Raw genomic sequence first — 12,239 nt, 5'->3', positions numbered from 1 at the left:
GAAACTCTGATTCTGATTAAGACTTTTCTAAAGCGGCTACTTTAGCTTCGAGAGCTTCTAACTTTTCTCTGGTCTTAGCAAGCACCTTGGATTGCAGATCAAATTCTTCGCGAGTAACTAGGTCCATTTTCTGAAAACCTTGATTCATCATCGCGCGGACATTCTTTTCAATCTCTTGCGCGGGTGAATTGCGAATAGCATCGCCAACCTTGTTTTGCATATCGCTAGCAATGCGCTGGATTTGTTCTAGGATTTCGCCTGGTTTTTGCATAATGCGGCCCGCCGTTCTATTGAAAGTTGCTTAAAAGATACAAATCCTATTTTAAGTTGTGGCGCCAAAAACAGGCGAAACCGGTTAAAAATGCTGCAACTGCACCAAAATGAACGTAAATGGTGCATATCTAAGCACCAAAATTGGGCATAAGCCTTATTTAGGGGAATCGCACCAAATTGAGAGGGCTCCCGAGATTCATGATCACTCCATGCAATAAAGCATTTATCCCTTTTTCATGACCACTAAGGAGTTTTATATGAAAACTATTCAAAAGACAGCCATCGCCCTAGCAGCATCTGGCCTATTCGCAACAGCGGCATTTGCGCAATCAGCTCCTGCAGCTGCACCAGAGGCTCCTGAAGTAAGCCCAATTACAGCTAACGTTTCTTTGGTAAGCGACTACCGCTATCGTGGTGTCTCACAATCCAACTTGAAGCCAGCTATCCAAGGCGGCTTTGACTACGCTCATGAAAGTGGTTTCTATATCGGGAACTGGAATAGTTCCATTAGTTGGGTAAACAATATAAATTCCGGCTCTGTAGCCTCATCTGTTGAGATGGACTTTTATGCCGGTTTGAAGAAAGAATTAATTGGCGAAGGTTTTGCGTCTGACTTAGGTGTATTGCAGTACTACTATCCAACAACTGGAAACTTTACTGGTACCAACGTAAATCCAAATACAACTGAGATTTATGCAGCTCAAAACTATACATTCGGTCCGGTAACTGGTTTCTTGAAGTTTTCTTATGCAGTAACCAATACATTTGGAAACCAAAACAGCTCTGGATCTTACTATCCTGATTTGACTGTTAACTACGATACTGGCATTTGGGGTCTTGGAGTAAATGCACACGTTGGTTACCAGTACATTGCTGGAACAGTTGATGGTACATCTAACTCCAGTTTATATAGCTATACCGATTGGAAATTGGGAGTAACTAAGGACTTTGGAGGCGGCCTATCTTTAGCTGCTGCTTATATCGGCACTAATGCAGGAAAAAATTCTTCAGGTGTATACAACTATGTATCGCCAACAGGCAAGAATTTGGCTGGTTCAACAGGCGTTCTTACACTTACAAAAACTTTCTAATTCTTTCCTCTGAACGGAGAAACGTATGAAATTAATTACCGCAATCATCAAGCCCTTCAAGCTTGACGAAGTGCGCGAAGCTCTCTCAGAAGTGGGAGTTTCGGGTATTACCGTCACTGAAGTTAAAGGCTTTGGCCGTCAAAAAGGGCACACCGAGTTGTATCGCGGTGCTGAGTATGTTGTCGACTTTTTGCCTAAAGTAAAAATTGAAGCTGCTGTTGAAGATGGCATCTTGGAGCGAGCGATTGAAGCAATTGAAAAATCTGCTCGTACTGGAAAAATTGGTGACGGCAAGATTTTTGTCTCCCCAGTTGAACACGTCATTCGCATTCGTACCGGTGAAACCGGCGCGTCAGCACTTTAAAGAGAGGTTCAAAATGTTAACTTGGATGAAACGACTCCTAGCTGGAAGCGCAATGGCCTTGGCTATTGGTGCAACCAGTGTCATGGTGGCTTCGCCAGCTTTTGCTGATGAAGCTAAGCCAGTTGCCGCTGCGGCAGCCGCTGCAGTTGCTGCTGCTCCTGCATTAGTTCCAAACAAGGGTGATACAGCTTGGTTAATGGTGTGTACAGCACTAGTAATCTTGATGACATTGCCTGGTTTAGCTTTGTTCTACGGTGGTTTGACACGTAGCAAGAACATTCTTTCTGTACTCGTACAGTGTATGTTTGTGTTTGCGTTGATCACGGTATTGTGGTCCCTCTATGGATACAGCTTTGCATTTACTGAAGGTGGTGCATTCATTGGTGGATTCGATCGCTTGTTCTTGCAAGGCATTACTCCAGATTCAGTTGCCGCGACATTTAGTAAAGGCATTGTGATTCCTGAGTATGTATTTATGGCCTTCCAAGCTGCGTTTGCAACCATTACTTGCTGCTTGATCGTTGGTTCATTTGCTGAGCGTGCTAAGTTTTCTGCAATCGTGTTGTTTGTAATTCTTTGGTTCACTTTCAGCTACTTGCCAATCGCTCACATGGTTTGGTTCTGGCCTGGTCCTGATGACATCAAAGATGCAGCATCACTTGAGGCAATCACAGCGCGTGCTGGTTGGTTGTGGCAGAAGGGTGTTCTCGACTTTGCTGGTGGTACCGTTGTTCACATCAATGCTGCGATCGCAGGCTTGGTAGGTTCATTCGTAATCGGCAAACGTTTGGGTTACGGCAAAGAAGCAATGAAGCCGCATAACTTAGTGTTCGTGATGATTGGTGCTTCACTCTTGTGGTTCGGTTGGTTTGGTTTCAATGCTGGTTCTGCTCTCGAAGCAAACGGTAGTGCAGCCTTGGCATTCGTAAACACATTGTTGGCAACAGCTGCAGCAGTATTGAGCTGGTCAGTTGCTGAGTGGGTTCACAAAGGTAAGCCTTCCATGTTGGGTGGTGCATCTGGTTGCGTAGCTGGTTTGGTTGCTGTTACTCCTGCTGCCGGTTTTGTAGGCCCAATGGGCGCGCTAGTTATCGGTGCTGCTGCTGGTGTAGTTTGCTTGTGGGGTGTTTCTGGTCTCAAGAAGATTTTGGGTTCAGACGATAGCTTGGACGTATTCGGTGTGCATGGCGTTGGCGGTATCTTGGGCGCTTTGTTAACCGGTGTGTTCGCAGACCCAGCTTTAGGCGGAACAGGTATTTGGGATTATGTAGCGAATGCTGCAGCACCTGATTACTCCATTGCTAGCCAATTGTGGATTCAGAGCCAAGGTGTCATCGTTACCCTAATTTGGTCTGGCGTGGTTTCTTATATCGCCTACAAATTGGTTGATATGGTGATCGGTCTACGCGTTAAAGAAGATGAAGAGCGCGAAGGTTTGGATATCAGCTCCCACGGTGAGTCCGCTTACGAGTCTTAATTAGCTGTTTTACCCCTCACTGGGCGGCTTTAGTTAGCTGCCCGGTTTTTAAGCGCGGGATCCTCGGATTCCGCGTCTTTCTTTTAAAAATCTTACAATGGTGAAATGGTTCCACATCTCATCACCGCCCTTAGCGGCCCTCTTCTCGATCTCGAGTCGAAGGTATTAGAAGCAACTCCAACTATTGAGCGCTGGTTCAGGCTTGAGTGGCAGGAGCACACTCCGCCGTTCTACTGTTCAGTTGATCTGCGTAATGCTGGCTTTAAGCTAGCTCCGGTCGACACCAATCTGTTCCCGGGTGGTTTTAATAATCTATCTCCACAGATGTTGCCTTTGGCAGTTCAGGCCGCAATGGCGGCAATTGAGAAGATTTGTCCTGAAGCAAAAAATTTACTGTTGATACCTGAGCGACACACTCGCAATACCTTCTACTTGCAGAATATTGCGCGTCTGTCTTCAATCTTGCGTCAAGCGGGTCTGAATGTACGTCTTGGTACTTTGTCGGATGAAATTAAAAAGCCAACGTGGATTGATTTGCCTGATGGCAATCGTCTCTTGATGGAGCCTTTATCTCGTTTGGGTTTGAAGAAGCAGCGATTGGGACTAAAAGATTTTGATCCCTGTTCAATTTTGCTGAACAATGATTTGTCAGCAGGCATTCCTCCGATCTTAGAAAACCTGCATGAGCAATACCTCTTACCAGGCCTGCATGCTGGCTGGCATGTGCGCCGCAAGTCAAATCACTTTGCTGCCTACGATGAAGTTGCAAAGAAATTTGCGAAGGTAGTGGATATTGATCCTTGGATGATTAATCCCTACTTTGCTAGTTGCTCTAATGTGAATTTCCATGAGCGCAAGGGCGAGGAAGAATTGCAAGCAGCTGTTGAGAAGGTTCTCAAGAAAACGGCTAAGAAATACCGTGAGTACGGCATCAAAGAAAAACCATATGTCGTTGTCAAGGCAGATGCCGGTACATATGGCATGGGTGTGATGGTGGTGAATGATCCTGCTCAACTCAAAGGTTTAAATCGCAAAGACCGCAATAAGATGAGCGTCGTCAAAGAAGGCCTTGAGGTAAGTGATGTATTGATTCAGGAAGGTGTTTATACCTTCGAGAAAGTGAATGAAGCTGTTGCTGAGCCAGTGGTGTACATGATTGACCGTTATGTAATCGGCGGCTTCTATCGCGTACATACGGACCGTGGTCCTGATGAGAATCTGAACGCGCCAGGCATGCATTTTGTACCTTTGGCTTTCGAGCAAAACTCCATGCCAGATCTAGGTGCTAAGCCTGGAAGTGCACCGCCCAATCGTTTTTATCTCTATGGCGTAGTTGCTCGCCTAGCTTTATTAGCCGCTTCTTTAGAGTTGGAACGCTCTGATCCTAATGCTGAAGCTGCTTAACTTTATTTGAATGCTCGGACATAAGATGAATCTCCTTTTCATTGCTGACCCTTTGGAGTCTTTCAAGATTAGTAAAGATTCCACTTTGGCAATGATGCGAGTTGCGCAAGAGGCAGGGCATCAATTGTGGTTTTGTCAAAGTCGCAATATCCTTTGGAGGGATGACTTTGTAGTAGCGGATTGTCAGTCTCTAGACATTAAGCCAAGCGGTACTGCTTGGTTTGAATTGGGCGCCGTAGAAGATCGCCCATTAAATACTTTTAACGCAGTCATGATGCGCACTGATCCACCATTTGATATTGAATACCTCAATACCACTTGGTTATTGTCTGCAGCAGTTCGTCAGGGCGCAAACGTATTTAACAGTCCAATGGCCATTCGGGACCATTCTGAAAAAATATCGATTACTGAATTTCCGGAACTTATTCCGCCAACTTTGATCACGCGCGAACTTAGTGCAATCGAGGTATTTCATCAAGAGCATCAAGATATTGTGATTAAGCCTTTGGATGGCATGGGTGGTATGGGTGTGTTTCGTGTCGGGCCGGATGGCTTGAACCTTGCCAGTATTGTGGAGACGCTTGGCGAGAATGGCGCACGTACATTGATGGTGCAGAAATTCTTACCTGAGATAGCTCAAGGCGATAAGCGGGTCTTGCTGATTGGTGGCGAGGTAGTGCCATTCGCATTGGCTCGTATTCCGCAGGGTAGCGAGATCCGCGGCAACTTAGCTGCTGGTGGCAAAGGAGTGGCTATGCCTCTGACGGATGCCGAGATGAAGGTTGCAGAGCGTCTCGCCCCAATTTTGAATGCCCGCGGCTTGTTCTTGGTAGGATTAGATTTAATTGGTGCTTATGTCACAGAAATTAATGTGACTAGCCCAACATGTTTTGTAGAAATTACTGAGCAAAGCGGATTTGATGTTCCGAAATTTTGGTTAACAGCGCTCGAAAAGGCATTGGCATAAACATGGTTGGAATCGTAATTGTTGCCCACACCCCAGTGGCAAGCGCAATGCTTGGTTTTGCTGAGCATGCATTTGGTGTGGTGCCTGAGAGAGTAAGGGCTGTCGACATTCCGCCCTACGAAGATACAAAGGCTAGCTTCGATCGAGTTTTAAAGGCCGCATACGGCGTTAATGCGGGTCAAGGCGTTTTGATTCTCACTGATGTGATGGGTGCTACCCCAGCCAATGTGGCATCTAAGCTTGAAGCCCTAGGGCCGTTATCTGGTTTGAATGCGCCTGTGATTGTTTTGGCGGGACTCAATTTACCCATGTTGATGCGTTGCATCTCTCATCGTGGTGAGAGTCTGGAAGAGTTGGCTCAAAAGGCGCTCCAAGGTGGCCAAAATGGCATCCTACGATTGGGGTCTAAAACCCAACAAGCCACTACGGAGAAATAGGACTCACTATGCCTGTTGCTGAAATTGAAATTATTAATAAGTTGGGATTACATGCTCGTGCATCTGCGAAGTTATCCCAACTTGCCGCAGAGTTTCCTTGCGAAATCTTTCTGTCGCGCAATGGCCGCCAAATCAATGCCAAAAGTATTATGGGTGTCATGATGCTGGCTGCTGGAATCGGTAGCACTGTGACGCTAGAAACTGTAGGCGAAAAAGAAGATGAGGCAATGCAAGCCTTAATTGCATTGATAAACGATCGATTTGGTGAGGGCGAATAAGGATGACTTTTGCTTTGCACGGAATAGCGGTATCTAAAGGCATTGCCATTGGCAAAGCCGTACTGATATCACGTGCAGCATTAGAGGTTAGTCATTATCTAATTGAAGCTGGCAAAGAAGAGGCGGAAGCCCAAAAGTTGTTAGATGCATTTGAGCAGGTGCGCCTGGAGTTAGCGCAATTGCGCCAAGGATTACCTAAAGATTCGCCACAAGAAATGGCGGCATTCTTAGATGTTCACGGCATGATTCTGGCAGATCCAGCTTTAGCTGAGAAGCCGATTAAATTAATTCGCACTCAAAGGTTAAATGCGGCTTGGGCCTTAACAACCGAACTGAATGATCTTTTAGAGCAATTTGCAGATATTGAGGATGCGTATTTAAAAGAACGTGCCAACGATATTCGACAGGTGGCTGAGCGTGTAATTAAAGCTTTAAATGCTCAGAAAAAAGACCCTTTAAATGATGCCGATTTTTTGCCCGTAAGTGATATCGGCGTTGAGTCAATCATTGTTGCCCACGACATTGCTCCTCATGACATGCTGCGCTTCAAAGAGCATGCCTTTACAGGGTTTGTAACGGATCTTGGTGGTAAGACTTCCCATACCGCCATTGTTGCGCGCAGTATGGAAATCCCCGCCGTAGTTGGTGTGCGACACGCCAGTGAAATGATTCGTCATGGTGATTGGCTAATATTAGATGGAGAGCATGGGGTTGTTGTTGTTGCCCCCGATGAACAGCTCCTTGCCGAGTATCGAAAGCTACAAGCTCAAGCCTTAAAAGAGGCTCGTAAACTAAAACAGTTAAAGCACGCCAAGACAGAAACAGCTGACCGGGTTGAGATTGAGTTATTTGCCAATATTGAGCTACCTGAAGATGCTATTCAGGCAGTGAAGTTGGGTGCTGTGGGTGTTGGCCTATTCCGCTCTGAATTTTTATTTATGGATCGCAAGCAAGCCTTGCCCGACGAAGAGCAGCAGTATCAAGAATATCGTCGTGTAGTTGATTTAATGCATGGCTTACCTGTCAATATTAGAACCATTGACGTTGGTGCTGATAAGGCATTGGGCGGTGGAGGAGATGTTTCTCAGACTGGGGCATCACCACTGGGATTGCGCGCGATTCGCTGGTCTCTGACCGAGCCTGAAATCTTTCTAACGCAACTTAGGGCCATCTTGCGCGCGTCAGCCCATGGTCAGGCACGCATCATGATTCCGATGTTGGCGCATGCGAAAGAGATTGACGAAACATTTAGATTGATTGAAAAAGCAAAGCAGCAATTGCATCAGCGGGGTAAAGCATTCAATCCGAATATTCAAGTTGGCGCCATGATTGAAATTCCGGCAGCTGCATTGATGCTACCGTTGTTTATTAATCGATTTGATTTTCTTTCGATTGGTACGAATGACTTAATTCAGTACACCTTGGCAATTGACCGCGCAGATCATGCGGTAGCCCACTTGTACGATCCTTTGCATCCCGCTATTCTCAATTTACTAGCAAGCATTATTGATCAAGCTAAACGTGCGGATGTGCCAGTTGCTGTTTGCGGTGAGATGGCTGGCGATCCTGCCCTAACAAAGCTATTGCTCGCACTTGGGCTAACGGATTTCTCAATGCACTTCAGTCAGCTATTGTTAGTTAAGCGCGAAATCCTAAAGGCAAATGTGGGTCTATTAAAAGCCCGTGTTCCTAGAGTCCTGCGTGCTTACGAGCCTGAAGAGCAGGCTAAAGCATTGGAGCGATTGCTCTCTTAACTCCCTAATGTTGGGAGCCGCAAACCTTGCATGTGGGATTGCGAGAAATACGAATCTCATCAATCTGAGTGTTAAGTGCATTCCAAAGCAACATTCTTCCTACTAAAGGCTGACCAAAGCCAATCAATACCTGAAGTGCCTGGGCCGCTTGCATCGCGCCAATAATGCCAACCAAAGGGGAGAAGATGCCCATGCTGGCACAGCTCACTTCCTCGAACTGTTCTTCCGGAGAAAAAAGGCAGGCGTAGCAGGGTGACGTTGCACTCCGAAAATCAAAGACACTCAATTGACCATCAAATTTGAGGGCAGAACCAGAAACGAGTGGCACCTTCTGATTAAAGCAGGCTGCATTAATGAGCTGACGGGTAGTAAAGTTATCGGTGCAATCTAAAACGAGATTTACTGATGGCAAGAGTTCTTTCAATAAATTCTCAGTTGCCTTCTCTGCGATTGCATTAATCGTGAGAGTGGGATTAATGCTTTGCAAAAATTGTTTACCTGATTCCACCTTGCTTTTGCCGATGGAGTTCTGACTATGCATGATTTGCCTCTGCAAATTAGTCAGCTCGACGTTGTCATGATCAACTAGCGTTATTTTCCCCACACCAGCCGCAGCTAAATAGGGTGCGGCCGCGCTTCCCAATCCACCGGCACCAAGGATGAGGATGTGCGAGCCAAGAAGCTTTTCTTGGCCAGCAACATCAATTTCTTCTAGCAGTAAATGCCGCGAGTAGCGAAGTAGCTGCTCATCATTCATATGCATGCCTAGTTGCTAGAACTTACTCTAGCTTGGAGGCTGAGCGTTTTACGGGCTCACCATTGATAAATGCGACTGCCTGGGTAAGCATGAAGTCATCTTCGCTGCCAAGCTGGACAGGTTTTTTAGACTTGTCTTTTTCTTTCTCTTCAGGAGTCTTCTTGGCATTTTTTTCTTCAATACGCTGCAGCTCTTCTAGGCGACGCTTTTCACGATCAGCAACTAACTTTTCTTCTGAAGATTGCTTGTTGCGCAAATGCTTCTCGCTATCGATCTCACGTGTAATCAACACATCATCAGGATCACCATCTTTATTTTGATCAACTGCGATGTCGGGCTTAATGCCGTAAGCTTGAATCGATTTACCACTCGGTGTGTAGTAATAGGCCGTAGTGATTTTCAATGCGGAATCATTGGTGAGTGGGCGTACTGTTTGTACAGAGCCTTTGCCAAAAGTAGTCTTACCAATGATGGTTGCGCGTTTGTAATCTTGTAATGCACCAGCCACGATTTCAGAGGCGGAAGCAGAGTAGGCATTTACTAAAACTACCATCGGTAATTTTTTATACATCGCCGGCACGCCGGCTAAGGGATCACCAGGCTCACTGAGGCGGTACATCGCTGGGGTTGCATTGAATACTTGTTTTGAATCGGCTGTCTGACCTTTGGTAGACACGATCACGGCATCAGCTGGCAAGAAAGCAGCAGCAACGCCCACTGCACCTTGTAGCAAGCCACCACCATTGTTTCTAAGGTCAAGAATGATGCCCTTCATTTTGGGATCTTGATTTGCGAGCTCCGTTAATTTCTTGGCCAGATCAGGAACGGTGCGCTCTTGAAAGCTAGTAACTCTTACCCAGGCAATATCGTTATCCAGAATTTTGGCTTTAACGGACTGCACTTTAATTTCAGCACGTGTGATTGTTACTGGAAAGCTACGCTCTTCACTTTTACGGAAGACGGTCAAAGTAATTTTTGTACCTGGTGTACCGCGCATGGTTCGCACCGCTTTATCCAGTGACATACCTCGAACAGGTTTGTCATCTAAGCGAGTAATCAGATCGCCAGCTTGCAAGCCAGCACGCGCTGCAGGACTATCTTCAATTGGGTTGAGCACTTTAACAACGCCATCTTCTGAAGTGATTTCAATTCCAAGACCAGCAAACTTGCCACTGGTTTGTTCTTGCATTTCAGAGAAATCTTTTTTATCAAGATAGGTAGAGTGCGGATCAAGGCTGCTCACCATACCTTTGACGGCATCGGTTAGTAGCTGTTTATCTTCAATTGGCTCAACGTACTCACGTTTGATTTGAGCAAAGACATTCGATAATGTGCGCAGTTCATCCAAAGGTAGCGTCGCACCCTGCTGGGCGGTGGCTGATAGTTGAATGGTGGCTGCAACCCCGGCGATGAGGCCGACAGAGACTAGGGCAAAGTTCTTGAAAAATACGCGCATGCTTCTGTTTTACCTTAATCCAAATAAAAATGCTGAATAGGCTTGAGGTTGTCATCGAGCTCATAAACAAGCGGGATGCCATTAGGAACATTGATTTCCATAATGTCTTCGTCAGAAACCTGGTCGAGATACTTAATTAATGAGCGAATGCTATTGCCGTGTGCGACTAGTAATACGCGCTTGCCTGCTTTGAGAGCGGGGGCGATGGATTCATTCCAAAGAGGCAATACGCGCTCGACGTTATCTTTGAGACACTCGCCTAAGGGAATATCGGAGGCAGTGAGTTTTTCGTAGCGTCGATCATTTTGCGGATTACGCTCATCATCTTTTTCTAGTAATGGTGGGCGCACATCGTAGGAGCGTCGCCAAATGTGAACTTGGGCATCTCCATACTGTTCTGCTGTCTCAGCTTTATTCAGGCCGGTGAGGGCGCCATAGTGACGTTCGTTCAGCCTCCAACTGTGGACTACGGGTAGCCACATCAGGTCCATGGTGTCTTGAACATGCCACAGGGTGCGGATGGCTCTTCTGAGTACTGAGGTGTAGGCCACGTCAAACTCATAGCCTGCTTTGCGGAGATTTTCTCCGGCAGCAAGGGCCTGTTCAGTGCCTTTTGGGGTTAAGTCAACGTCCGCCCAGCCAGTGAAGCGGTTTTCAAGGTTCCAGGCGGATTCGCCATGACGAATAAGGACAAGTTGTTTCATAGAGCCATTCTATAATCCGGTGATGAACTTTCTCACGCAAATTGATAATTTAGCGCTTATCGCCCTCCTGCTTGTTTCGGGCGCAGCACTCTTCTTCCCCACATTATCTACGCTTATTAGCGGAAAAGGCTTATCGCCTACAGAAGCAACTATTTGGATGAATCGCCGTAAAGCAGCTGTTTTGGACTTACGTCCAGAATCTGACTTTAAGGCTGGTCATCTGCCTGGAGCAAAACATCTTTTGGCCGAGCAAATCCCGTCCGGAATCGACAAGCTCAAGCTGGACCGTAAAAATCCCATCATTTTGGTTTGCCACTCAGGTATGAGTGCCCGCAAGGTCGTTCCAGAACTCAAGAAGCTTGGATTCTCTGAGGTCGCAGTTCTGGATGGTGGCGTTCAAGGCTGGCAGGCTGCAGCCCTGCCATTGGTCAAATAATTCAGCGGATCTTCGATATGCCACAAGTTACGATGTATAGCACTCAAGTTTGTCCTTACTGCGTTATGGCAGAGAAGTTGTTGCAGAAGAAGGGCGTGGCAAATCTAGAGAAGATCCTCATTGATCGTGATCCTGCGCAGCGCGAGATCATGATGACTCGTACAGGCCGCCGTACTGTGCCGCAAATTTACATTGGTGAAACCCATGTTGGCGGTTATGACGATCTAGTTGCACTAGATCGCGCCGGCCAGCTTGACCCACTCTTGGCTTAAAAAAATTTACTCAGAAAGTTTCCCATGACTGAACAAACTACTTCCGCTCCAGATACAGCAGATAACTCAAAAGAGCCTGGTTTCCGCATTCAACGTATTTACCTCAAGGACCTGTCTTTAGAGCAGCCAAACGCACCACAAATTTTATTGGTTGCTGCTGAGCCGCAAGTTGAGGTTGAGGTGGATGTTGCAGTGACACGTTTGAGCGATGAAATTTTTGAGGTTACCTTGATTGGGACAGTAACAGCCAAAGTCGAAAGCAAAGCACTCTTTTTGGTTGAGGCTAAGCAAGCGGGCATTTTTGAATTTAGCAATATTCCACCAGAGCAAATTGATCCAATGTTAGGTATTGCTTGCCCAACAATTTTGTATCCTTACTTGCGTTCGAATATTGCTGACACCATTAGTCGCGCTGGTTTCCAGCCGATTCATCTGAATGAGATTAACTTCCACGGTATGTACGAGCACCGCATCATGCAGGCTGCGCAAGCTGCTGCAACGGAAAGTGGCTCTACCGATGAAAGCAAAATCATTCTTCCTCACTAAGTCGATTTTTTAAAGCCCACAGA

General features: G+C 46.4%; 15 protein-coding genes. 11 read left to right on the top strand and 4 right to left on the bottom strand.

Annotated features, from left to right (window positions below; all coding sequences use genetic code 11):
* Nucleotides 1-16: 16 nt before the first annotated feature.
* Nucleotides 17-271 carry an accessory factor UbiK family protein gene (locus ICN25_RS00915; protein ID WP_015422110.1) on the bottom strand — a complete coding sequence of 85 codons (255 nt, stop codon included), beginning with the start codon at nt 269-271 and terminating at the stop codon, nt 17-19.
* Between the two features lie 259 nt (nt 272-530).
* Here ICN25_RS00915 and ICN25_RS00910 point away from each other — a divergent pair, with 259 nt between their 5' ends.
* From ICN25_RS00910 to ptsP, 8 genes are all read left to right on the top strand, one after another.
* On the top strand, nt 531-1,364 hold the full coding sequence (locus ICN25_RS00910) for a TorF family putative porin (RefSeq protein ID WP_216178621.1): 834 nt from the start codon (nt 531-533) through the stop codon (nt 1,362-1,364).
* Nucleotides 1,365-1,389: 25 nt separating this feature from the next.
* Nucleotides 1,390-1,728, top strand: coding sequence for a P-II family nitrogen regulator (locus ICN25_RS00905; protein ID WP_011903792.1), 339 nt, complete (start codon nt 1,390-1,392; stop codon nt 1,726-1,728).
* A 13-nt stretch (nt 1,729-1,741) separates the two neighbouring features.
* Nucleotides 1,742-3,205: an ammonium transporter gene (locus ICN25_RS00900; RefSeq protein ID WP_216178620.1), complete on the top strand. Its 1,464-nt coding sequence runs from the start codon at nt 1,742-1,744 to the stop codon at nt 3,203-3,205.
* A 105-nt stretch (nt 3,206-3,310) separates the two neighbouring features.
* Nucleotides 3,311-4,609 (top strand): glutamate--cysteine ligase, encoded by a 1,299-nt coding sequence (gene gshA, locus ICN25_RS00895; protein ID WP_215334022.1) that lies wholly within the window; start codon nt 3,311-3,313, stop codon nt 4,607-4,609.
* A gap of 25 nt (nt 4,610-4,634) precedes the next feature.
* A complete protein-coding gene (gshB, locus tag ICN25_RS00890) occupies nt 4,635-5,576 on the top strand; it encodes a glutathione synthase (RefSeq protein WP_216178619.1) in 942 nt (313 codons plus the stop codon).
* Nucleotides 5,577-5,578: 2 nt separating this feature from the next.
* Nucleotides 5,579-6,013, top strand: a complete 435-nt coding sequence (locus ICN25_RS00885; RefSeq protein WP_216178618.1) for a PTS sugar transporter subunit IIA — start codon at nt 5,579-5,581, stop codon at nt 6,011-6,013.
* 8 nt (nt 6,014-6,021) lie between these two features.
* Entirely contained in the window at nt 6,022-6,291 is a 270-nt protein-coding gene (locus ICN25_RS00880) for an HPr family phosphocarrier protein (RefSeq protein ID WP_216178617.1), read from the top strand.
* A gap of 2 nt (nt 6,292-6,293) precedes the next feature.
* The gene (gene ptsP / locus ICN25_RS00875) at nt 6,294-8,045 is read left to right on the top strand and encodes a phosphoenolpyruvate--protein phosphotransferase (protein ID WP_216178616.1); all 1,752 of its coding nucleotides are present in this window, start codon (nt 6,294-6,296) and stop codon (nt 8,043-8,045) included.
* Between the two features lie 4 nt (nt 8,046-8,049).
* On the opposite strand, the gene ICN25_RS00870 is transcribed toward ptsP, so the two are convergent.
* Genes ICN25_RS00870 through gpmA form a run of 3 tightly spaced genes read right to left on the bottom strand, consistent with a single transcriptional unit; the run spans nt 8,050 to nt 10,962 of the window.
* Nucleotides 8,050-8,802, bottom strand: coding sequence for a molybdopterin-synthase adenylyltransferase MoeB (locus tag ICN25_RS00870; protein WP_216179484.1), 753 nt, complete (start codon nt 8,800-8,802; stop codon nt 8,050-8,052).
* A 22-nt stretch (nt 8,803-8,824) separates the two neighbouring features.
* Entirely contained in the window at nt 8,825-10,258 is a 1,434-nt protein-coding gene (locus tag ICN25_RS00865) for a S41 family peptidase (RefSeq protein WP_216178615.1), read from the bottom strand.
* Between the two features lie 14 nt (nt 10,259-10,272).
* Nucleotides 10,273-10,962: a 2,3-diphosphoglycerate-dependent phosphoglycerate mutase gene (gpmA, locus tag ICN25_RS00860; RefSeq protein ID WP_216178614.1), complete on the bottom strand. Its 690-nt coding sequence runs from the start codon at nt 10,960-10,962 to the stop codon at nt 10,273-10,275.
* 22 nt (nt 10,963-10,984) lie between these two features.
* Here gpmA and ICN25_RS00855 point away from each other — a divergent pair, with 22 nt between their 5' ends.
* The 3 genes from ICN25_RS00855 to secB are packed head-to-tail and all read left to right on the top strand — an operon-like array spanning nt 10,985 to nt 12,216.
* On the top strand, nt 10,985-11,398 hold the full coding sequence (locus ICN25_RS00855) for a rhodanese-like domain-containing protein (RefSeq protein ID WP_216178613.1): 414 nt from the start codon (nt 10,985-10,987) through the stop codon (nt 11,396-11,398).
* A 17-nt stretch (nt 11,399-11,415) separates the two neighbouring features.
* Nucleotides 11,416-11,670, top strand: coding sequence for a glutaredoxin 3 (gene grxC, locus ICN25_RS00850; RefSeq protein WP_216178612.1), 255 nt, complete (start codon nt 11,416-11,418; stop codon nt 11,668-11,670).
* Between the two features lie 24 nt (nt 11,671-11,694).
* On the top strand, nt 11,695-12,216 hold the full coding sequence (secB, locus tag ICN25_RS00845; RefSeq protein ID WP_216178611.1) for a protein-export chaperone SecB: 522 nt from the start codon (nt 11,695-11,697) through the stop codon (nt 12,214-12,216).
* The last annotated feature ends 23 nt before the right edge of the window (nt 12,217-12,239 follow it).

Origin of the sequence: Polynucleobacter sp. 80A-SIGWE (assembly GCF_018882295.1) — a bacterium.
Lineage (GTDB): Bacteria > Pseudomonadota > Gammaproteobacteria > Burkholderiales > Burkholderiaceae > Polynucleobacter.
This window is presented reverse-complemented; position numbering and strand designations above follow the sequence as displayed.

Excerpts from the sequence above, each read along its gene's own strand:
- ICN25_RS00915 (WP_015422110.1), bottom strand. The coding sequence starts at position 271 with ATGCAAAAACCAGGCGAAATCCTAGAACAAATCCAGCGCATTGCTAGC.
- ICN25_RS00910 (WP_216178621.1), top strand. The coding sequence starts at position 531 with ATGAAAACTATTCAAAAGACAGCCATCGCCCTAGCAGCATCTGGCCTA.
- ICN25_RS00905 (WP_011903792.1), top strand. The coding sequence starts at position 1,390 with ATGAAATTAATTACCGCAATCATCAAGCCCTTCAAGCTTGACGAAGTG.
- ICN25_RS00900 (WP_216178620.1), top strand. The coding sequence starts at position 1,742 with ATGTTAACTTGGATGAAACGACTCCTAGCTGGAAGCGCAATGGCCTTG.
- gshA (WP_215334022.1), top strand. The coding sequence starts at position 3,311 with ATGGTTCCACATCTCATCACCGCCCTTAGCGGCCCTCTTCTCGATCTC.
- gshB (WP_216178619.1), top strand. The coding sequence starts at position 4,635 with ATGAATCTCCTTTTCATTGCTGACCCTTTGGAGTCTTTCAAGATTAGT.
- ICN25_RS00885 (WP_216178618.1), top strand. The coding sequence starts at position 5,579 with ATGGTTGGAATCGTAATTGTTGCCCACACCCCAGTGGCAAGCGCAATG.
- ICN25_RS00880 (WP_216178617.1), top strand. The coding sequence starts at position 6,022 with ATGCCTGTTGCTGAAATTGAAATTATTAATAAGTTGGGATTACATGCT.
- ptsP (WP_216178616.1), top strand. The coding sequence starts at position 6,294 with ATGACTTTTGCTTTGCACGGAATAGCGGTATCTAAAGGCATTGCCATT.
- ICN25_RS00870 (WP_216179484.1), bottom strand. The coding sequence starts at position 8,802 with ATGAATGATGAGCAGCTACTTCGCTACTCGCGGCATTTACTGCTAGAA.
- ICN25_RS00865 (WP_216178615.1), bottom strand. The coding sequence starts at position 10,258 with ATGCGCGTATTTTTCAAGAACTTTGCCCTAGTCTCTGTCGGCCTCATC.
- gpmA (WP_216178614.1), bottom strand. The coding sequence starts at position 10,962 with ATGAAACAACTTGTCCTTATTCGTCATGGCGAATCCGCCTGGAACCTT.
- ICN25_RS00855 (WP_216178613.1), top strand. The coding sequence starts at position 10,985 with ATGAACTTTCTCACGCAAATTGATAATTTAGCGCTTATCGCCCTCCTG.
- grxC (WP_216178612.1), top strand. The coding sequence starts at position 11,416 with ATGCCACAAGTTACGATGTATAGCACTCAAGTTTGTCCTTACTGCGTT.
- secB (WP_216178611.1), top strand. The coding sequence starts at position 11,695 with ATGACTGAACAAACTACTTCCGCTCCAGATACAGCAGATAACTCAAAA.